This is a genomic window from Duganella sp., from assembly GCF_039595735.1.
Lineage (GTDB): Bacteria > Pseudomonadota > Gammaproteobacteria > Burkholderiales > Burkholderiaceae_D > Rugamonas.
The window spans coordinates 48,876-67,033 of sequence record NZ_JBCNLB010000003.1 but is presented as its reverse complement, the minus strand read 5'-3'; the positions used below and the strand labels follow the sequence as shown (position 1 = coordinate 67,033).

At 65.7% G+C, this 18,158-nt stretch carries 22 protein-coding genes; 1 reads left to right on the top strand and 21 read right to left on the bottom strand.

All coding sequences use genetic code 11. From position 1 onward, the window contains the following. Nucleotides 1–21: 21 nt before the first annotated feature. From ABDW57_RS07775 to flgB, 5 genes are read right to left on the bottom strand one after another with little or no spacing between them, the layout of a single operon-like run. Complete coding sequence (locus ABDW57_RS07775) at nucleotides 22–750, bottom strand: flagellar basal body rod protein FlgF (protein ID WP_343729636.1); 729 nt, start codon at nucleotides 748–750, stop codon at nucleotides 22–24. A gap of 13 nt (nucleotides 751–763) precedes the next feature. Continuing rightward, a complete protein-coding gene (locus tag ABDW57_RS07770) occupies nucleotides 764–2,020 on the bottom strand; it encodes a flagellar hook protein FlgE (protein ID WP_343729635.1) in 1,257 nt (418 codons plus the stop codon). Between the two features lie 20 nt (nucleotides 2,021–2,040). Next, complete coding sequence (locus ABDW57_RS07765; RefSeq protein ID WP_343729634.1) at nucleotides 2,041–2,718, bottom strand: flagellar hook capping FlgD N-terminal domain-containing protein; 678 nt, start codon at nucleotides 2,716–2,718, stop codon at nucleotides 2,041–2,043. Nucleotides 2,719–2,721: 3 nt separating this feature from the next. Continuing rightward, nucleotides 2,722–3,144, bottom strand: coding sequence for a flagellar basal body rod protein FlgC (flgC, locus tag ABDW57_RS07760; RefSeq protein ID WP_343729633.1), 423 nt, complete (start codon nucleotides 3,142–3,144; stop codon nucleotides 2,722–2,724). A 29-nt stretch (nucleotides 3,145–3,173) separates the two neighbouring features. After that, nucleotides 3,174–3,536 (bottom strand): flagellar basal body rod protein FlgB, encoded by a 363-nt coding sequence (gene flgB / locus ABDW57_RS07755; protein ID WP_343729632.1) that lies wholly within the window; start codon nucleotides 3,534–3,536, stop codon nucleotides 3,174–3,176. 119 nt (nucleotides 3,537–3,655) lie between these two features. Here flgB and flgA point away from each other — a divergent pair, with 119 nt between their 5' ends. Next, nucleotides 3,656–4,369 (top strand): flagellar basal body P-ring formation chaperone FlgA, encoded by a 714-nt coding sequence (gene flgA, locus ABDW57_RS07750; protein ID WP_343729631.1) that lies wholly within the window; start codon nucleotides 3,656–3,658, stop codon nucleotides 4,367–4,369. On the opposite strand, the gene ABDW57_RS07745 is transcribed toward flgA, so the two are convergent. The 16 genes from ABDW57_RS07745 to fliF all read right to left on the bottom strand — a co-directional run bounded on the left by ABDW57_RS07745 (nucleotide 4,350) and on the right by fliF (nucleotide 18,149). Next, complete coding sequence (locus ABDW57_RS07745; RefSeq protein WP_343729630.1) at nucleotides 4,350–5,126, bottom strand: glucosaminidase domain-containing protein; 777 nt, start codon at nucleotides 5,124–5,126, stop codon at nucleotides 4,350–4,352. The genes flgA and ABDW57_RS07745 overlap by 20 nt on opposite strands. Beyond that, nucleotides 5,113–5,550, bottom strand: coding sequence for a flagellar export chaperone FlgN (gene flgN, locus ABDW57_RS07740; protein WP_343729629.1), 438 nt, complete (start codon nucleotides 5,548–5,550; stop codon nucleotides 5,113–5,115). Before flgN ends, ABDW57_RS07745 begins: the two co-directional genes overlap by 14 nt. Then, nucleotides 5,547–5,819 carry a flagellar biosynthesis anti-sigma factor FlgM gene (locus ABDW57_RS07735; RefSeq protein WP_343729628.1) on the bottom strand — a complete coding sequence of 91 codons (273 nt, stop codon included), beginning with the start codon at nucleotides 5,817–5,819 and terminating at the stop codon, nucleotides 5,547–5,549. The genes flgN and ABDW57_RS07735 overlap by 4 nt, the downstream gene beginning before the upstream one ends. 38 nt (nucleotides 5,820–5,857) lie before the next feature. Beyond that, nucleotides 5,858–6,889, bottom strand: coding sequence for a flagellar motor protein MotB (locus ABDW57_RS07730; RefSeq protein ID WP_343729627.1), 1,032 nt, complete (start codon nucleotides 6,887–6,889; stop codon nucleotides 5,858–5,860). Beyond that, a complete protein-coding gene (gene motA, locus ABDW57_RS07725; RefSeq protein ID WP_343729626.1) occupies nucleotides 6,846–7,766 on the bottom strand; it encodes a flagellar motor stator protein MotA in 921 nt (306 codons plus the stop codon). The genes ABDW57_RS07730 and motA overlap by 44 nt, the downstream gene beginning before the upstream one ends. A 55-nt stretch (nucleotides 7,767–7,821) precedes the next feature. After that, nucleotides 7,822–8,559 carry a FliA/WhiG family RNA polymerase sigma factor gene (locus ABDW57_RS07720; RefSeq protein WP_343729625.1) on the bottom strand — a complete coding sequence of 246 codons (738 nt, stop codon included), beginning with the start codon at nucleotides 8,557–8,559 and terminating at the stop codon, nucleotides 7,822–7,824. Nucleotides 8,560–8,591: 32 nt separating this feature from the next. After that, nucleotides 8,592–9,071: a flagellar basal body-associated FliL family protein gene (locus ABDW57_RS07715; protein WP_343729624.1), complete on the bottom strand. Its 480-nt coding sequence runs from the start codon at nucleotides 9,069–9,071 to the stop codon at nucleotides 8,592–8,594. Between the two features lie 8 nt (nucleotides 9,072–9,079). After that, nucleotides 9,080–10,621, bottom strand: coding sequence for a flagellar hook-length control protein FliK (locus ABDW57_RS07710; protein ID WP_343729623.1), 1,542 nt, complete (start codon nucleotides 10,619–10,621; stop codon nucleotides 9,080–9,082). Then, complete coding sequence (locus tag ABDW57_RS07705) at nucleotides 10,618–10,935, bottom strand: hypothetical protein (protein WP_343729622.1); 318 nt, start codon at nucleotides 10,933–10,935, stop codon at nucleotides 10,618–10,620. The genes ABDW57_RS07710 and ABDW57_RS07705 overlap by 4 nt, the downstream gene beginning before the upstream one ends. Beyond that, nucleotides 10,928–11,320 (bottom strand): flagellar export chaperone FliS, encoded by a 393-nt coding sequence (gene fliS, locus ABDW57_RS07700; protein WP_343729621.1) that lies wholly within the window; start codon nucleotides 11,318–11,320, stop codon nucleotides 10,928–10,930. Before fliS ends, ABDW57_RS07705 begins: the two co-directional genes overlap by 8 nt. 42 nt (nucleotides 11,321–11,362) lie before the next feature. Beyond that, a complete protein-coding gene (gene fliD, locus ABDW57_RS07695; RefSeq protein ID WP_343729620.1) occupies nucleotides 11,363–12,790 on the bottom strand; it encodes a flagellar filament capping protein FliD in 1,428 nt (475 codons plus the stop codon). A gap of 99 nt (nucleotides 12,791–12,889) precedes the next feature. Continuing rightward, complete coding sequence (fliJ, locus tag ABDW57_RS07690; RefSeq protein ID WP_343729619.1) at nucleotides 12,890–13,321, bottom strand: flagellar export protein FliJ; 432 nt, start codon at nucleotides 13,319–13,321, stop codon at nucleotides 12,890–12,892. Further along, on the bottom strand, nucleotides 13,318–14,631 hold the full coding sequence (gene fliI / locus ABDW57_RS07685; protein WP_343729618.1) for a flagellar protein export ATPase FliI: 1,314 nt from the start codon (nucleotides 14,629–14,631) through the stop codon (nucleotides 13,318–13,320). Before fliI ends, fliJ begins: the two co-directional genes overlap by 4 nt. Further along, on the bottom strand, nucleotides 14,628–15,344 hold the full coding sequence (gene fliH / locus ABDW57_RS07680; protein ID WP_343729617.1) for a flagellar assembly protein FliH: 717 nt from the start codon (nucleotides 15,342–15,344) through the stop codon (nucleotides 14,628–14,630). The genes fliI and fliH overlap by 4 nt, the downstream gene beginning before the upstream one ends. Continuing rightward, entirely contained in the window at nucleotides 15,341–16,381 is a 1,041-nt protein-coding gene (locus ABDW57_RS07675; RefSeq protein WP_343729616.1) for a flagellar motor switch protein FliG, read from the bottom strand. The genes fliH and ABDW57_RS07675 overlap by 4 nt, the downstream gene beginning before the upstream one ends. Next, nucleotides 16,365–18,149 carry a flagellar basal-body MS-ring/collar protein FliF gene (gene fliF / locus ABDW57_RS07670; RefSeq protein ID WP_343729615.1) on the bottom strand — a complete coding sequence of 595 codons (1,785 nt, stop codon included), beginning with the start codon at nucleotides 18,147–18,149 and terminating at the stop codon, nucleotides 16,365–16,367. Before fliF ends, ABDW57_RS07675 begins: the two co-directional genes overlap by 17 nt. Between the last annotated feature and the right edge of the window lie 9 nt (nucleotides 18,150–18,158).

The window sequence follows — 18,158 nt, the reverse complement described above, 5'->3', positions numbered from 1 at the left end:
TCTCCCTGTAGTGGTGGTGGATTAGCTGCCGCTGATCAGGCGGTTGCCGGCTTGCGCCATCGAATCGGTGGCGGAATACAATTTCATCTGGACTTCAAACGTGCGGTTCAGGCTCATGACCGACACCATTTCCTCGACCGCCGAGACATTGCTCCCTTCCAGGTGGCCGGGGCGCAGCACCACGGTCGGATCGGTGGCCAGCGGGTTGCCGTCGCGCGCCACCAGCAGGCCCTGGGTGTTCTTGGTCAGTTCGGACGCTTCCGCCTTCACCAGGCGCAGCTTGTCGATCACCTGCATGGTGGTGGTGCCCGGCGCCTGGATCGAGATGGTGCCGTCGTTGCCGATGGCAATCTTGGTGTACTCGGGCAGGGTGATCGGGCCGCCTTCGCCCAGCACCACGTCGCCGTTGACGCGCAGAGTGCCGTTTTCATCCAGCACCATGGCGCCGGCGCGGGTGTAGGCTTCGCCGCCGGCGCTTTGCACGGTCAGGAAGCCGTTGCCGGCAATCGCCACGTCGAGGTCGCGGCCGGTGCTTTTCATGGTGCCCGGCTTGGTCGACACGGCGTTGGCCTGCAGCTGCGACATGTGGCGGTCGTCATAGCCATAGCCGTTGACGGCCTGGGCTGCGGACAGCTCCATGTTGGCGCGGAAGCCGCCGGTGTCGATGTTGGCCAGGTTGTTGGCGTGCACCTGTTGCCCGCGCAGGGCTCGTTCGGCCCCGCTCATGGCGGTGTAGATCAGCGCGTCCATGTGTCAGCGGTCCTTAGATGGCCTGCATCAGCGATTGCAGCATGGTCGACTCGGTCTGGATCACCTTGGAGTTGGCCTGGTAGTTGCGCTGCGAGGTCATCAGGCCCACCAGTTCCGAGGTGATGTCGACGTTGGACTGTTCCAGCGTGCTGACGTTGATGGTGCCGCCCATGCCCACGCCCGGGGCGTTGACCAGCGGTTCGCCGGAAGCGATCGAGGTCACCCAGCTGGTGTCGCTGACCGCGGTCAGCGCGCCTTCGTCCGGGAAGGTGGCCAGCGCCAGACGGCCGACAGTCTGCTTCTGGCCGTTGGTGTAGCTGGCGATCACCGAACCGTCCTCGCCCAGGGTCAGGCCGCTGTAGGTGCCCGAAGCGTAGCCGTCGGCGTTGTTGGTCGAGGTGGTGGCTTCGCCGGAGAAGCCGGTGGTGCCGGTGTAATTGATGACGATGTCGTTCAGCACGCCGCCGTTGGAGGTGGCGGTGCCGGCCAAGCCGATGGTGATGCTGCCGGCGTCTGCGGCCGGATCGGGCGTCAGCATCTGGCCGGTGGCCGGGTCAAACGTCATGGTGGTCGGGGTGCCGACTTCCAGGCCGTCCAGCACGTAGTGCACGTCGACCGAGTTCGGGGTCGAGGCGCCGCTGCCGCCGCCGGTGCGGGCGAAGTACTGGGTCAGGGTGTGCTTGCCGCCCAGGCTGTCGTAGATGACCGAGGCCTTGGACATGTTGAAGGTGGCGGTGTCCGGCGCGTCGGCGGCGGTGGCTGGCGCGGCCCAGGCGGCGCTTGGCGCTTCCCAGTCGGCCGACAGGTTGCCGACGTAGGTGACTTTTTCCGAAGCCACGGCCGGGATGGCGCCGGTCGGGATGGCGACGTCGCCCAGCGCGCCCAGCGTGCCGGTGGCGCTGTTGACCGGGTAGCCCTGCACCTTGCGGCCGGAGGCGTCGACCAGGAAGCCATCCTTGGAGGCGTCAAAGATGCCGACGCGGGTGTATTCGGTCTCGTTGGTGGAGGCATTGCGGGTGATGAAGAAGCCGCGGCCGTTGATCGAGGCGTCCAGCGCGCGGCCGGTGCTCAGGATGCCGCCCTGCAGGCCGATGTTCTGGGTGGTCGAGCCGACCTTCACGCCGGTGACCTGGGTGCCGGCCACCAGGGTGGAGAAGTTGGCGCGGCTGGCCTTGTAGCCATAGGTGCCGGCATTGGCGATGTTGTGGCTGGTGACGTCCAGCGAATCGTTGATGGCCTGGATGCCGGACAATGCGATATCGAAACTCATGGCGGATACCTTCCTGTGGTTTAGAGCGTAGTTTGAGTGGCGGCTTTGCCGGCAAATGCGGTAATCGCGTCGGAGCCGGTGTCGCCGATGTTGGCGACATTCAGCTGTACGCTGCCGTTCGACAGCAGGCGCACGCTGTTCAGGCGGCCCTGGATATCGATCGACGGGGTTTCCTTGCTGCTGGTCTGGACGGCCACGCTGTAGCTGCCGGCCGGCAGGCCCAGCTTGGCCGGGTCGATGCTGAACTGCAGCGTGCCGGGCGGCTGCGTGCCGAGCGCCACCTCGTGGCGCACGCCATCCTCGCCGGTCAGCACCAGCGTGGTCTTGCTGCTGCTGGCCGCCAGCGTGGTCTGGCCGCTGACCTTGGTGCTGCCGTCCAGTTGCACGTTCTTGGTGCTGACCAGCAGGTCGGAGCCGACCTGGGCGCCGAGCGCCATCACCTGCAGGCTGGACAGCGCGCTGGCGCTGGCCGAGGTGATGTTGGTCAGGTTTTGCAGCGACTCGGTCTGCGACAGCTGGGTCAGCTGCTGGACGAACTGGGCCGGGTCGGTCGGCGACAGCGGGTCCTGGTTCTGGATCTGCGCCACCAGCAGCTTGGTGAACATGTCCGAAGTTTCGCTGGCGGTGTTGCCAATGATGCTGCTGTTCGACGAACCGGACGTGCCGCTGCCGTTGTTGTTGAGGAGACTGACGGTCATGACTTAGCCTTCACCGAGTTTAAGGAGGGATTGCTGCATCGTGCGGATGCGGCCGAGCACTTCGACATTGGTTTCAAACGCGCGCGAGGCCGACATCATGTCGGTCATCTCGGCCACCTGGTTGACGTTGGGGTAGAACACCATGCCCTCGGCGTTGGCCATCGGGTTGCCTGGCTCGTACACCTGGCGCAGCGGCTCGTCCGACTGCACCACGTCCAGCACCTGCACCTTGCCGCCGGCGCTGGCCATGCCGTCCGGGCCGTCGCTCATGACGGCGGCAAACACCGGCTTGCGCGCGCGGTAGGTGTCGGCCTCGGTGCCGGCCACGGAATCGGCGTTGGCCAGGTTGGAGGCAATGGTATTCAGGCGCACCGATTGCGCCGCCATGGCCGACCCGGCGATCTCTGAAATATTCTTGAACGACATGCTGGCGCTCCTGCTGGGTTATCGCTGTGTTACTGGCCGTTGATGGCTTTCGCCAGGCCCTTGAGTTTCATGTTGACGAAGGTCAGGCTGGTGGCAAAGTCGGTGGCGTTCTGCGAGAAGGCCGCCTGCTCCACGCCGATCTCGACGGTGTTGCCGTCGCGCGTCGGGTGGTAGGGCACGCGGTACATCAGCGCGCTGTCGCCGCCGTCGCCCAGGTCGCCCTCGCCGACCGCCTGCACATTGGCCAGCGTGGCACTGAAATCCATGTCCTGGGCCTGGAAGCCGGGCGTGTTCTCATTGGCGATGTTGGCCGCCAGGATGCGCGTGCGCTCGGCACGCAGGGCCAGCGCGTCGGCATGCACGCCTGCCGCATCTTTGAAGTTAATGCCCATGTTCTTCCCCTGTTGAAGACGTTGCTGTAAACCGTGTCGAGCCATGTAGAATGACCTCCCGCATCATAGTAGAGGTATTGCTCATGTTCAACAAATGTATTGTAACTGTTTCGGCCGGAGTGTTGCTGGTTTGCATTCCACTTTCTGCGGTATTTTCTGCACCGGTGCCGGTGGCGGCGGAGCAGGTACCCGGTCTGGTTGAAGCGGCTGCACGCAAATACATCGAGCGTTGGGGCGAGGCGGCCGGCTTGAGCGAGCCGCAATATGCCGTCACGGTGGTGCCGGGAACCAGGCCGCTGGCCGCTTGCAGCCAAGCGGTGACAGTGCAGGGCGCCGATACGCGGCTGCCCAGCCGCATGCGTTTCATCGCCACCTGCGCCGGCGCCGGCGGCTGGCGGTACGAGTTCATCGTGCGCGCCCAGGTCTCGGCCCGCATTGCAGTGATGGCAAGCGACTTGGCTGCAGGGAAAGTACTGGCAGATGAAGATGTGTTGCTGGAGCGCCACGACATCTCGGCAATCGCCGACAGCATCAGCGATCCGGCCGACGCCGTCGGCATGAGCGGCAAGCGCACGCTGCGTGCCGGGGAGGTGTTGCGCAAGGGTTTGCTGAGTTCGCCGACCATGGTCAAGCGGGGCGAACCGGTGCGCATCGTCGCGCGCCGCGAGCAGATCGAAGTCAGCATGGCCGGCGAGGCGCTGGACGCCGGCGCCCGCGGCGACACGGTGAGGGTGCGCAATGCCAATGGCACAGTGATCCGCGCCCGCGTCACCGGCGCTGCCACGGTGGAACCTGTCTCGGCGCCGGTCACAGCTAATTCCCCGTCGGAGTGATGCCGGCTAGGCCGCCGCTGCGTTGCAGTTGCGCGGCCACTTTGCTCAGCTTGTCTGCATAGTTGGGATCGGTGGCATAGCCGGCCTTGGCCAGTCCGCTGGCAAAGGCGCGCGCATCGCTGCCGGTGTTGAGGGCCGCCGCGTAGCGCGGATTGCTGCTCAGCAGGCTGGCGTAATCGCGGAAGGCGCTGGCGGTGTCGGGATAGCTGCGGAAACGCTCGGTCTTGCGCAGCATGGCGCCATGTTCGTATTCGGTGGTGCTGGCCAGCGTCACGTCGCCCTGCCAGTTGCCGCCGGCCTTGACGCCAAACAGGTTGTTGGCGTTGGCGGCGCCGTTCTTCAGCGGCTGCTTGCCCCAGCCCGATTCCAGCGCGGCGTGCGCGGCCACCAGTTCCGGCGACACCCCCAGCTTGCCGGCGGTTTCTTCGGCCCAGGGCTTGATCGAGGCCAGGAATTGCTGCTGCAGCGCGCTGTCGACGCCGTTGCCGTCTTCCTCGATGGCGCCGCCGGCGCGGTTGCGCAGCGCCATGGCTTGCAGGCTCATCGCTTGCGAGGAGGGCTGGGTCTCGCTGCGCACGCCGCTGTCGCCGCGCGCGATATAGGCGGCGACGTCGGCCTGCACCTGCTGGAAGGTGGTGTTAAAGCTGCCGGATGCGGCAAAGCCGCCAGTCGCCGCGGTCGGGCGGCTGGCAGTCATGTTCGATACGGTTGCGGCAGTGGGTGCGGTGGCTTGCATCGCCCCATCAAGCTGGCGCATAAATCTGCTCCTCGCCATGCAGCACGCGCTGCATGATGCTGTATTGCTCGACCAGCAGGTCGCCATTGCGCTTGCTCAGTGCCTTGCATGCGATAACGGCCTGTTCCAGTGTGTTCCAGTCCGCCTCCATTTTCTCCCGTGCCGCATTTTTCAGCAAGGCAAAAGCCTGCAACATGGTGCCTTGCGGCCCCACCAGGCGTTGTACCAGCGCCACGCGCAGGGCGCGGCGCGCCTGCATGATGTCAACCAGATCAGAAATGGCTTGCGCCACCGGCGCCAGCTCGGCCGCCTTGTGGCGCAGCGCGGCCTGGAATTGTTGCTGCAACAGGTCCTGCAAGGTCTGGTAAGCCTGCAAATCTTCCGCAATCCCGGCCAGCAGCTGACGCATGGCGTCCTGGCGGGACAGTTGGCTGACTGCGCTCACTGCTCGCTCCCGTGGAAGCGCTGGATCAGGCCGGCCAGCTTGCCGGGATCGAATGGCAGCTCGCCCTTGGCCAGGGCGTCGCGCAGCATGTCGACTTTTTCCTGGTCGATTTCCGGCATCTCGCGCATCGCTTGCAGGGCCGGTTGCAGCACTGCCGATTGCAGCGGCGCCGGGGCTGGCGCGGCCAGCGCTTCCGGTGCTTCCACCGGAGCGCTGTCGGCCACGCGCTGGACGGCCATCCCGTCCGGGGTCGAAGTCGTAATTCTCATACGTGTGCCTCGTGTTGGCTTGGTTTCCATACGAACTCTTATTTGTTGCGGCGCGGATCACGCAGCGGACTGTCGCCGCCGAGCTTGCTGCGCAGCTGCTGCAGCAGCGTGGCGTCCGGCAGGGCGGTGTTGACATCGTGGATCAGCGGGTCGGTCGCATCCGGCATGCCAAACATGGTGGCAATGGTCTTGGCCTGCGCCGTGGTCAATATCAGCAATTCTATGCGGCGGTTGACGCCGGCGTCGGCCCGCTTGGTATCGAGCGGGGCGCGGTCGGCCATGCCCACCACCTGCAGCACCGATTCGCGGTTCATGCCGCCGGCCAGCAGCTGCGAGCGGGCCGACATGGCGCGGTTGGCCGACAGCGTCCAGTTGGAGAAGGCGGCATAGCTGGTGTCGGCGTACTGCAGCGAATCGGTGTGGCCGACGATCAGCATCTGGTTTTCCATTTGCTGGAACAGCGGCCCCATCTTGCGCAGCAGGGCGCGGAACTTGTCGGTCGGCACCGCGCTGCCGCGCACGAACATGCCCTGGCGGTCGGTGTCGTGCAGCATCACGCGCAAGCCGTAAGGCGTGACGATGGATTCCAGGTTGCTGGACAGGCCGAACTCGGCGCTCAGCTTGGTCAGCGCGCGCGACAGCGCGGCCAGGTCGTCCGGGCTGTCATACTTGACCTTGGAGGAGGGCTGGGCCGGCTCGTCGGCGGTTTCCGCCATGGCTTTTTGTTTGCCCTCGGCCTCCGAGGTGCCAAAGTGCGGCATCGGGAAGCGGTCGATCAGGCTGCCGCGCGGGCCGCCCACCTGCTCCGGCATGACGCCCTTGCCCTGGTCGGTCTTGGCGCCGTCAGCCTCGGTCAGCACCTGTTCCAGCGCTTCGGTATTGCGGGCGGCCATCAGCCACAGCACCAGGAACAGGCACATCAGCGCCAGACAAAAGTCGGCAAACGCTACCTTCCAGGCGCCGCCGTGGTCGTCGTGCTTGTGCTTGCCGCCACCGCGCTTGACGATGGTCTGGTCATGCCCCTTGTCATGCGGCTTTAGCACCACGGCCTCCACGACGCGAGCTGTCATCGGCCGGCGCGCTGTCGCGGCCTTCCAGATCGTTGATCCAGCGCTCCAGCTGGGCGAAACTAGGCTTGATGTTGAGCGCCACCAGGCGGCGGCCGGCGTCAATCGCCAGCAGCGGCGGCTTGCCGGCCACGTGGGTGACCAGCACCACCTTGACGGTTTCCTTGTTGGACGCTTCGGCGTTGATCAGCTGCTTCATCATATTGCACAGCGGGTCGATCAGGCCGTAGCAAAAGAAAATACCGATGAACGTCCCCACCATCGCCGCGCCCACGTGCTCGGCAATTTCGCCCGAGGTGGCGCCTTCGTTCACGGTGTTCATGGTGATCACGATGCCCAGCACGGCGGCCAGAATACCGAAGCCCGGCATCGCCTCGCCGATCTTGCCAAGCGACTTGGCCGGCTGCTCCAGTTCGGTGTGGATGGCTTCCAGTTCCTGCTCCAGCACGCCTTCCAGCTCGTGCGCGTTGATCTTGCCCATCGCCATCAGGCGGAAGTTGTCGACGATGAAGGCCAGCAGTTTCGGTTCTTCCAGCACGCGCGGATAACGCTGGAACAGCGGGCTGTCCTTGGGCGCTTCGACGTGGGCATCCAGCGCTTTCAGGCCGCCGGCGGCCAGCTGCAGCAGTTCGTACATCAGCAGCAGCAACTGGCGCTGGAATTCCGAGTCGTATTTTTTCTTGGTGATGATTTTTTTAATCTGCGTCATCATCTCCTTGAGCACGTGGCTGGGATTGCCGATCACGAGCGCGCCGATGCCGGCGCCGGCGATCACGATCAGCTCGATCGGCTGCCAGATCTGATGGAAGGCGCCGCCCATCATGAAGAAGCCGCCGAAGACGCTGCCTAAAACTATGAGGAGACCGACTATTTGCTGCATGATGATTCGCCTTTCCGCGTCATTTTTCTAATCCCTGGCCGCATTGCGCCGTGCTTCAGGCGTTTTGCAGTACTGCTTTCATTTTGTTGAGCGCCGCCTTGTTGAGCTGACAGACGCGGGCGTCGGTCAGGTCCAGCACGGCGGCGATTTCCTTGTAGCTCAGCTCGAACTCGTAGTACATCTGCACCACGCGCTGTTCGCGCTCGTCCAGCCCGCGCAGCGCCTGCTCCAGGCTGCGCCGCACCACCAGCTGGTCTTCCGGGCTGGGCGCGCTGTCGTTGCTGACGCTTTCCTGCAGGACTTCATCGAAGCTGGCGATCAGTTCGGCGTTTTCATCCATCAGGTAAGCCTGGTAGCCTTCCGGCGTCAGGGCCAGCGCTTCCATGATCTCGTGCTCGCTCGGTTCGCGCCCCAGCTTGCGGGTCAGGGCGCGCACGCCGTCGCGCAGCTTGTGGCTTTGCTGGCGCACCGCGCGCGGGCGCCAGTCCTGGCGCCGCAATTCATCCAGGATGGCGCCGCGGATGCGCAGGCTGGCATAGCTGCCAAACGCGCCGTCCGGCTCGCCGTAACGGCGCAGCGCTTCCAGCAGGCCCATCAGGCCGATCTGTTCCATGTCGTCGCGGTCGATGGCGCCGGCGATCTGCGAATTGAGCTGACGCACGATGCGCTTGACCAGTGGCGCATACGCCAGCAGGTGCTTTTGCTCGTCGGCTACGCTGTGCGTGAGCGGCGCTGCGCCGTGCTCACCGTAGCTTTCGGCATAAGTCTCGGCAAATTCCTCTACGTATCCCATGCCCGCTCCACTTGTGTTCATGCTGCCTTGGCTTACTCGACAATGAGCTTGCCTATCATGACTTCGTCAAACGGCTTTTCGCGGCCTTCCTGTTCGAACTCATGGTCGAAGGCCTTGTTCAGTTCTGCGGCAAACTGGTCGATGGTCATCACACGGGCGCTGGCCATCGGCAGGTTGGACAGGGTTTTCACCGCCACGCTGCGCAGCATGGGCAGGTTTTCCTTGGTTTCCTTCTCGCGCTTGGCGTCGGTGGCCACCACCAGGTCCGCCGACAGGTAATGCGTGACGGTATCGTTGGGCTCGTGCTTGAGCATGACCACCACCTTGTCCACAGTCAGGTACTTGGGCGGCAGTTCCGATTTCTTTTCTTCCTTCTTGGGCTTTTTCTTGGCGTCTTTTTCCTCGGTCGCGTGGTCCTCGCCGCCCCTGGACATGTACCAGACGGCGCCGCCGGCAACCCCGGCGGCCAGCACGGCCACCGCGGCAAAAATGATGATGACTTTTTTGTTCATTGCGCGAATTACTCCCCGGTCATGGCAAAGGTAGCGGTGCTGTCATCGTCGTTCAGGGCGCGGCCTGGCGTGCGGCCATCGTCCTGACCACGCTGCTGGCCATTGCGGCCGCCCTGGTCGGCTTGCGCCTGGGCGCGCGACGACGATACGGTCACCGCCACGTCGGTGAACTGGCGGGTCGACAAGTCCTGGCGCACGCTGTCGCCGATGGTGTTGAGCTGGCGCAGCACTTCGCTGTTGTTGGCCGTCAGGTTGACCTGCAGCGCGCCGGCGCTGTGGCGGATCGAAATCTCGATGCTGCCCATATTGGGCGGTTCCAGGCGGATCACCGCCTGCTCGCTGTTGCGCTGCAATTGCAGCTGCAGGCGGTCGCCCAGCGCCTGGCGCAGCGGTTGCTGCCATTGTTCCGGTGTGCCGCTCAGAGTGACCGTGCTGCTGCCGTTGGCGGCGCTGGCGCCGGCCTGGCCGGCGGCTGCCACAGTGGCGGCATTGGCGCCATTGCTGTTGAGCGTGAAGCCATGCTCGTCGCTCTTGGCGCCGGCGATGACCGCCGTGGCGCTGGCGCTGGCGGCGCCGTTGGCGGCGGCACTGGAGGTGCTGTTCTCGGCGGCGCGGGTGACGATGCGCACGCCGTTGACCCAGGCTTCGCGCAGCGGCGCGGCAGCGGTGTTGGCCGGCAGCGGCACGGCGTCGGCGGCGGCCACCGGCGCCTGTTGCCCGGCCGGGGCGGCGCCGTCGGTCTCGGACTGGCGCGCGGCCACGGCGGCCAGCGTGCTGGTGTTGGTTTGGGCGGCGCCGGCCTGGGCGGCCGCAGTGGCCGCTGCGGCCGTGGCTGCTGCTGCGGCAGCGGTGGCCTGGACTGCCGCGTTGGCGGCGGCGTCATCGACGGCGCCGGCGTTGGCCGCGGCCGGCGTCACGGCCACGCTGGCGGCGGCCAGGTTGAGGCGGGTGGCGCTGGTGTTCAGGGTGGCGGCGGCGCTGATGGCGTCGACGCCGCTGCTGGCGCTGTCGGCGCTGTCGGCAGGCGCGGCCGGGGCTGGCGCGGGCGTAACGTTCAGCAGCGAGCTGACCATGGCCGGCAGCACGCTGCCGGCGGCGGCCGTGCCGGAACCGCTGGCGTCGCCGCTGTCGGCGGCGTGGTCGCTGCCGTCGTCGCTGGCGGCCACGTCGGCCAGGTTCAGCAACTGCGAGAACAGCGGCGCCACCACCGGTGCGGCGTCGGCTGCGGCCTGGGCGGCAGCGGCGGCCGCAGCCGCAGCGGCGGTGCCGGCGTCGGCGCTGCCGCGGGCGTCGGCCTGGTTGGCGGCCGGCGCGCTCTGGCGGCCGGCGCTGGCCTGGCTGGCCGGGCTGTTCTGGTTGTTCTGGCTGGCGGGGGCGGGCGCCGGCCTGGCGGCCGGCTTGCTGTCACTCCCGGTGTCGGCGGCCGTCCTGGCGGCGCCAGTCTTGCCCTTGCCGCTGCTGACAGCGGTATTGTTGGCAGCCACCGGGGCGGTCAGTTCGGCTTGCGCGGCGCGCGCCGCTGCCGTTGCGCTGGAGAGTGTCGTGGTCATGCTTGGATTCCGTTTTCTGCTTGTTCGTTTTCGAGGGCATAGGCCAGCCAGCCCTCCTGATTGGCCTGCATGTCGTGCAAGCGCTGCCCCAGTTCCTCGGTGGCGCGGTTGCAGCGTCTGACTGCTTCGTTGTGCATCTGGCGCAGCGCCGACAGGGCGGCCTTTTCGGCCCCGCTCCACTGGCCTTGCGCCGCCATTTGCGGCAGCACGGTTCCCATTAACGTGTTAATCGCCGCCAGCGTCTTCCAGTCCTCGGAAGCGATGGCGGCGCTCATTTTCTGCGCCATCTGCAGCAAGGTGCGCTGCCTATCCATTGGTTTTCGCCTGCACGCCCAGCCATCCTTTTTTAATCGTGGTCAACAGGGTGGTGACTTCATCAATAATCGTCGGGTCGAGGCTGACGCCGGCCGTGTACAGGCGGCCGGCGCAATAGTCGTACAGGCGGCCCAGGTTTTCCACCACTTCGCCGCCGTTGTCGAAGTCCAGCGAGCTCGACAGGCCGTTGATGATGTCGGTGCATTTGTTCAGGCTCTTGGCCTTGAGCTCGTAGCGCTTGCCGACGATGTGGCCGCGCGCACGCGCCAGCTCCTCAAGCAGGCCGTCGGTCAGCACCAGCACGAGTTCCACCGGCGAGGCCCGGGCCACCTGGGCGTCGAGGTTGGTGGAGTGGTAACTGCTATAGGCTTCCTGGTTCAACATGGTATTCACCGTACGGGTCAAAAAAAGTGCAGGGTTGTTACGTTAGCTATTGCTGTCGCTTGAGAACAGGGCGGTAAACATGTTCGAGGTGGTGGTCATCGACGCCTGCAGCTGCTGCAGCGTGGTGAATTGCACCAGATACCGCTTGTAGGCGTTGTTGAACTGGTTGGTCAGCACGGTCTGGCGGTCGCTGATGTCGGCCTGGGCCTTCTCGACCGCCGTGCGGCGGCTGCCGATATAGCCGTTGGCGCTGTTGGTCCAGGCGCTGGTCAGCTTGTTCATGGCGCCCAGCACGCCGCTGTCGACGCCGACGCCGGCGCGGCCGAACAGACTGTCCAGCGCGCCGGGATTGGCGGCGGCCACCTTGTCCAGCCGATCGCTGTCGAGCGTCAGCGAACCATCCTTGGCGGCGCTGATGCCAAAGCTGATCAGCGACAGGCCGCCGGTGGCGCTGCGCAGTATCCCGTTCAGGCGGTCGCGCAAGGTCATCACGCCGGCATCGTTATGGAACGCCGCATCGGCCGCGGTGGGCGCCGGCGCGCTGCCGTCGGTTGGCTCGACCACGGTATGGTCGCCGGCGGCGGTCAGGGTGTTGATGGTCGACAGCAGGGTGTTATAGGCGGTGATGAAGGCTTGCACATTGGCGGCGGTGCCGCTCTTGTCGGCCGCCACCGTCATGGTCACCGGGCTGGCGCCCGCAGCCTGGGCCTGGGTCACGGTGAATTCCACCCCGTCCACCACCTTGAAGGTGTTGGAGGCCTGCTCGACCGCTTCGCCGGCGGCGTCGCCAATGTGGATGATGGCGTTGCTGGCCGCGCGCACGACGGTCTGGGCGCTCAGGGCGTTCTGCAGATTGGCGTCGCCCAGGCCGCTGACGTCGATCGAGGCGACGGCATTGTCGGCGCCGGTCTGGCTGGAGGTGAGCACCAGCCTGGTCTGGCCGTTGACCGTCATGGTGGAGGCGGTCACGCGCGAATTATTGGTGGCCGCCGAGTTGATGGCGGCCGCCACTTCCTTGGCGCTCAGCACGCCATCCATATTGTTGTCGGCATTGGCCAGGTCGACCTGGAAGGTGGAACCGTCGGCCAGCACCACATTCATGGCGCCGGCGTTGGTGGCCACGCTGTCATTGACGTTGTACGACACCTGGCCGGCGGTGGCCAGCTGTTCGACGTAGAACGAATAGGTGCCGGCCACAGCCTTCGAATTGGCGGTGGCGCTGGCCACCGCGGTGTTGCTGAAGGTGGCCGAGTTGGCGGTGACCGACTTGGTGCCGCTGGCCAGCGAGGCCATCGTGCTCTGGAAGGCGCTCAGCGCCGAGCCCAGGGTCGTCAGCGCCTTGGCCGTCGCGGTCGCCTTGGCGTCGCGGCTGTCGAGGATGGCCTTGGTGCCCGCCACGTAGGCGTTGGCCAGGCCTTCGGCCGTGGTTTTCGGATCGTAAGTCGGGCTGCTGATGACGGATGTTGCCATGATCGTGCTCCTGGAAAGGATAAGTGAAGTGTACCCCGAGATAGGGCGACCTTAATCGTTTCCGTATGAAAATATTTCTAACAAAATTTTGTAACGCGCTTATTTTTGGCCGCGCAGCCACAGTTGCGTTGCCAGATCGTCATGCTGTTTGCGTTCCTTGACGTTTTTTTGCTGGTTGTAGACCTTTTGCTCCTTGGTCAACACCATGTCCATCACTTCGCGCTTGGCCCAGGCCTTGTTCAGCGCCTGTTGCGACACCGCCATGTCGGCCTCGTGCATGTGCAGGTCGAGCCGGTGGCTGTCGGCCATCGCCATCACCGCCTGCTTGTAGTCGCCGCAGTTGCCGGCCAGGGCAGGGTGCAGGTTGCCACTGGCGCCGCTGTTGGTGTACAGGCTGGTCAGGCGTTCGAGGTTTTTCTGATAACGCTCGCGCACACTGGCCTTTTCCGCCATTTCCGTCTGCAGGCGCTCGACTTCCGTGTTGCGCAGAGCCACCAGGGTGGTCAGATTGCGGATTTTCTGTTGGCTCATGATGTCATCAGCTTTTCAAGTTGGGCAATGCACTGGGCGATCGGCGCTTCTTCCTTGGTGCCCTGGCACAGGAAGTCCTCGACTTTCGGGTGCAGCTGCACCGCCTTGTCGGTAATCGGGTCGGCGCCGGGCACATAGGCGCCCAGCGGAATCAGGTCGCGCACGCGTTCGTGGCGCGCCATGCTGGCTTTCAGCGCGCGCGCCGCCATCATGTGGCCGTGATCGATCACCTGCGCCATGCAGCGGCTGATCGAGGCGGCAATATCGATCGCCGGGTAGTGGCCGCGCTCGGCCAGCTCGCGCGTCATGACGATGTGGCCGTCCAGAATCGCGCGCGCGGTGTCCACCACCGGGTCCTGGTGGTCGTCGCCCTCGGCCAGCACGGTGTAGATGGCGCTCATGCTGCCAGACTGGTTTTCGCCGTTGCCGGCCGATTCCACCAGTTGCGGCAGGTTGGAAAACACCGACGGCGGATAGCCCTTGGTGGCCGGCGGCTCGCCCAGCGCCAGCGCCACTTCGCGCAGCGCCATGGCGTAGCGGGTCAGCGAATCGACCAGCAGCAGCACGTTCTTGCCCTGGTCGCGGTAGTGCGCCGCGATCGAGTGGCACAGTTCGGTCGCCATGACGCGCATCAGCGGGCTTTCGTCGGCCGGCGCGATCACCAGCACGGCTTTCTGCAAACCATCCTTGCCCAGCGACATGTCGACAAACTCGCGCACCTCGCGCGAACGCTCGCCGATCAGGCCCACCACCACCACGTCGGCCACGGTCTGGCGGGTCATCAGGCCCAGCAGCACGGACTTGCCGACGCCGGAGCCGGCCATCAGGCCGACCCGTTGGCCCTTGCCCAGGGTCAGCATGGAATTGATGGCGCGCACGCCCACGTCAAGCGGCTCGGTGACCGGTTTTTTCTTCAGCGGATGGATGCGCGGCGGCTGCGAGTCGAGCGGGAAATCGCCGCTCAACTTGCCCAGGCCGTCAATCGGCTCGCCCAGCCCGTTGACCATGCGGCCCAGCCAGCCGGAGCCGATCTGCAGGCTGATTTTTTCCGGCGAGGGCAGCACCCGGGCGCCGGTGGTCAGGCCCACGGCTTTCTTGAACGGCATCAGGAACGACAGTTTGTCGCGGAAACCCACCACTTGCGCGTCCAGCCACTCGCCGTTGACTGTCTCTATCTGGCAACGCTGGCCGGTGTGCAAGGGGCAACCCACGGCCTCAAGCAACAAACCGGACGCGCCCACCAGGCGCCCCGTCGGGGTCGCCATGGGTACCGAACCCAGTTCCAGATTGCGTAAGGCATCTGCGATCACTCTTCGATCTCCGGTTCATCGCCGCTGTCGGCGATCTGTAGTTGATTATCGACCTGTTCCATGACCGCCGCAAGCCGTTGATGACAGCCGGCATCGACTTCATTATCGCCAGCCTTGATGCGGCATTCCCCCACCTCCAGACGGGCGTCCGGGATCAGGTTCCAGCGCTTGGAACGCTTCGGATCGAGCTCGGCAATACGCTTGAGCTCTTCCGGATTCAGGTAGACATCGATTTCATCGCGGGTCGGCGGCATCGAGGCCAGGGTTTCTTCCACCAGGGCCATCAGTTGCACCGGCTGCAAGGCCAGTTCGGCGCGGATCACCTGGCGCGCCACCTTGGCCACCAGGTCCACCACTTCCTTGCGCTGGGCGGCGCGGTAGTCGGAGCGCAGCTTCTTCAGGCTTTTCAGCATGGCGTCCACCGGGCGCGCCATCTGGTCGTAGGCCACCAGGGTTTCGTGGCGGCCTTCCTCGCGGCCCTGTTCCTGGCCGGCCAGGCGGCCGGCCTCGAAGCCGTCTTCCTGACCGCGCGCCAGGCCGATCTCGTAACCGTCGCGCTGGCCTTGTTCAAAGCCCTCGCTGACCGAGGCCGCCCACTGGGCGCCGCCATCGCCGCCATGGCCGTGGCCATGGCCCTGGGCGGCGGCCGCGGCCGCGCGCTGGGTGGTGAACTGCGCCAGCGGCGGGAAGCGGTAAGCGCGGAATTGCTTCATTCCACCACCTGTTCGGCAAACAGCTGGATCTCGACTTCGCCGGCGTCGGCCAGCGCCTTGACGGTGGCCATGATTTCCTGACGGGTCTGTTCGATGCGCGACATCGGCACCGGTCCGGCGCGCCGCATCATGTCCTCGAAAGCCTGGGCCTGACGTTTCGGCATCGTTTTCAAGATGGCGTCGCGCACCGAAATGTCGGCGCCCTTGAGCGCGATGGCCCACTGTTCCAGCGGCACGTCTTCCAGGATGCGGGTGATGGCCTGTTCGGTCTGGTTGCCAAGGATGAAGAAGTCGTACATCGACAGTTCGATCTTGGACACCACCTCCGGGTCGTGCGCGCGCAACAGTTCCACCATCTGCGCGCGGTTGCTCGGCAGGCGGTTGAGGATCTCGGCGGTCTGGCGGATGCCTTCCACGCTGGTGCCCTGCGAATCGAAGGAGCTCAGGCAGCGGTCCACCAGCTCGTCCAGCTCCTTCAGCAGGTCGCTGTCGATTTCTTCCATGCGCGCCAGGTTGAGCAGCACCAGGTCGCGGCTGTCCTGCGGCAGGCCGTCGATGATCTGGCCGGCCAGCGCGGCCGGCAGGAAGGCCAGAAACACCGCCTGCATCTGCACGTGCTCGTTGGAAATGTACTCGGCCAGCCATTTGGGCGAGGCCCACTGCAGGCGCGCCATCTTCGGCCGCAGTTCATCGCCGTAAATGTTGTTCAGCACGGTGTTGGCGAGGTCGCCGCCCAGCGCCAGGTCCAGCGAGCGCTTCAGGTAGGAGCGCGAGGCGCCATGCACGCCCGACTGCTCGCGGTAATCGTCGAAGAACTTTTGCATCGCGTTCTTGACCGATTCCACCTTGATGCCGCTCATGCGCGACATCACCTGCGTCACTTCCAGCAATTCCTCGCGCGACAGGCAGCGCAGCACGGCCGCGGCCGGCTCTTCGCCGATGCTGAGCAGCACGATGGCGGCCTGCTCGACCGGGGTCAGCTTGGTCGGGATGGCGTATTCGCCGCCATCATCATCCATGTTATTGAGTTCGGCCATTTTTCTGCATCCATTGTTTGACGACTTCGGCTACGCGTTCCGGTTCCTTCGCGGCCAGCACTTTCAGGTGGTCGACCATCACGTCCACTGCCGAGCCCGGCGGTGGCAGATCGTAGTTTTCCAGCAGCGGCACCACCGGCATGCCCGGCTGGGCCGCCATGCCGCCCAGCGCCGGGGCGGCGCCCGGTGTGCCCGGCGCCGCGGTGCCGGCCAGCGCAGCCTGTTCCTTGGCGGCCGCTTCCTTGGCTTCCCTGGCGGCGGCCACGGCGGCCTGCTCGGCGGCGCGGCGTTCGGCGGCAATGCGCGCCGCTTCCTTCGGATCCGGGGTGAAGCGCACGGTGATCAGGCGCATGATCGGACGCAGCAGCAACAGGTAGCCAAGCAGGGCGGCCACGGCATAGATCGCGTACTTGCTGATGTCGACGATGTTGTCGCGCTCTTCCCACCACTGCACCGGAGCGGCCTTGGCTGGGAAGTTCATGGCCGACACCACCAGCTGGTCGCCGCGTTCGGCGTTGATGCCCAGGCCGTTGCGCAGGATCTTGTCGATATTGGCGATTTCGGCTGCGCTCCAGCCGGTCTTCGGGGTGGGCGAGGCGGCTTGCGCCAGCACCACCGCCACGCTCAGTTTTTCCAGGCGGCCGCGGCTGCGCTTGGTCTGGGTGATGCTGCGGTCATACGCATACTGGCGGGTGGTGGCGTTCTTGCGCGCGGTGCCATCGGCCGGCGCGGTATTGGGGTCGGTGGCGCCGCCGGCGGTCTGCTGGTTGGCGGCGGCCGGATTGGCGGCGGCTGGCGGCGGACGGTTGGACAGGGTGCCCGGCACGCCCATCACCATGCGGTTGCGGTCCTGCTCTTCGCGCATGGCTTCGCTGGTGACTTTCGGGTCGGCGCCGTATTTTTCCACGGTTTCCTCGACGCGGTCGTTGTCGACCGCGGCCGCCACCGACATGCGGTAGTTGTCGTCGCCAATCACCGGACCCAGCAGGCCCTTGATGTTGGCTTTCACCTCGTCGGCGTAGCGCTTGCTGGCGTCGTTGCCGCTGGTGCCGGCGTCAAAGCCGTCGGCCAGGTCGATATGGGCCGACAGCAGGTTGCCGGCCTGGTCCACCAGGCTGACGCGCGCCGGCGCCAGGCTGGCCACGCTGCCGGCCACCATGTTGACCACGGCGGCAATCGCTTCCGGCGCCAGCGTGCGGCCCGGTTTCAGCTGCACCACCACCGAGGCCGAGGATTTCTCGCCGTCCGACGACACGAACGAGGTCGACTTGGCGATCGACAGGTGCACGCGCGCGTGCGAGATCGCGTCCAGCGTCATGATCGATTGCGCCAGCTCGCCCTCCAGGCCGCGGCGGAAGCGCACGTCCTGCACGAACTGCGACACGCCCAGCGGGTCGTTCTTGTCCATCAGCTCCAGCCCGGCCGGCAGCTGCGCGGTCACGCCCTTGGCGGCCAGCAGCATGCGCACCTTGCCCAGCATGGAGTCGGGCACCAGCACCTGGCCGCTCTCCGGGTGGACGCGGTAGGGGATGTGTTCGGTGTCGAGCACGTTCATCATGTCCGGCGCCGACACTTTTTCGCGCGCGCCAAACACCGGCTTGTAGCTGGCCTGGTTGCTCCACATGTACATCAGCACCAGCGCCGTCAGGCCGATGGCCAGGATCAGCAGCGGGTACAGGGTTTTCAGCAGGTTGGGAGACAGCGCCGGGGCAGCCGCCGACGGATTGGCGCGCCAGCGCTCAAAGGCGGACTTGATGGTGTTAATCACGTTGAATGC

Bases quoted from the DNA above. Each gene is read 5' to 3' on its own strand.
- ABDW57_RS07745 (WP_343729630.1), bottom strand. From the start codon at position 5,126: ATGCGCCAGCTTGATGGGGCGATGCAAGCCACCGCACCCACTGCCGCA.
- flgC (WP_343729633.1), bottom strand. From the start codon at position 3,144: ATGTCGTTCAAGAATATTTCAGAGATCGCCGGGTCGGCCATGGCGGCG.
- ABDW57_RS07720 (WP_343729625.1), bottom strand. From the start codon at position 8,559: ATGGGATACGTAGAGGAATTTGCCGAGACTTATGCCGAAAGCTACGGT.
- ABDW57_RS07710 (WP_343729623.1), bottom strand. From the start codon at position 10,621: ATGACCACGACACTCTCCAGCGCAACGGCAGCGGCGCGCGCCGCGCAA.
- ABDW57_RS07735 (WP_343729628.1), bottom strand. From the start codon at position 5,819: ATGAGAATTACGACTTCGACCCCGGACGGGATGGCCGTCCAGCGCGTG.
- ABDW57_RS07730 (WP_343729627.1), bottom strand. From the start codon at position 6,889: ATGACAGCTCGCGTCGTGGAGGCCGTGGTGCTAAAGCCGCATGACAAG.
- motA (WP_343729626.1), bottom strand. From the start codon at position 7,766: ATGCAGCAAATAGTCGGTCTCCTCATAGTTTTAGGCAGCGTCTTCGGC.
- flgB (WP_343729632.1), bottom strand. From the start codon at position 3,536: ATGGGCATTAACTTCAAAGATGCGGCAGGCGTGCATGCCGACGCGCTG.
- fliH (WP_343729617.1), bottom strand. From the start codon at position 15,344: ATGAAGCAATTCCGCGCTTACCGCTTCCCGCCGCTGGCGCAGTTCACC.
- ABDW57_RS07675 (WP_343729616.1), bottom strand. From the start codon at position 16,381: ATGGCCGAACTCAATAACATGGATGATGATGGCGGCGAATACGCCATC.
- ABDW57_RS07765 (WP_343729634.1), bottom strand. From the start codon at position 2,718: ATGACCGTCAGTCTCCTCAACAACAACGGCAGCGGCACGTCCGGTTCG.
- fliD (WP_343729620.1), bottom strand. From the start codon at position 12,790: ATGGCAACATCCGTCATCAGCAGCCCGACTTACGATCCGAAAACCACG.
- ABDW57_RS07775 (WP_343729636.1), bottom strand. From the start codon at position 750: ATGGACGCGCTGATCTACACCGCCATGAGCGGGGCCGAACGAGCCCTG.
- fliS (WP_343729621.1), bottom strand. From the start codon at position 11,320: ATGTTGAACCAGGAAGCCTATAGCAGTTACCACTCCACCAACCTCGAC.
- fliJ (WP_343729619.1), bottom strand. From the start codon at position 13,321: ATGAGCCAACAGAAAATCCGCAATCTGACCACCCTGGTGGCTCTGCGC.
- ABDW57_RS07715 (WP_343729624.1), bottom strand. From the start codon at position 9,071: ATGAACAAAAAAGTCATCATCATTTTTGCCGCGGTGGCCGTGCTGGCC.
- ABDW57_RS07770 (WP_343729635.1), bottom strand. From the start codon at position 2,020: ATGAGTTTCGATATCGCATTGTCCGGCATCCAGGCCATCAACGATTCG.
- ABDW57_RS07705 (WP_343729622.1), bottom strand. From the start codon at position 10,935: ATGGATAGGCAGCGCACCTTGCTGCAGATGGCGCAGAAAATGAGCGCC.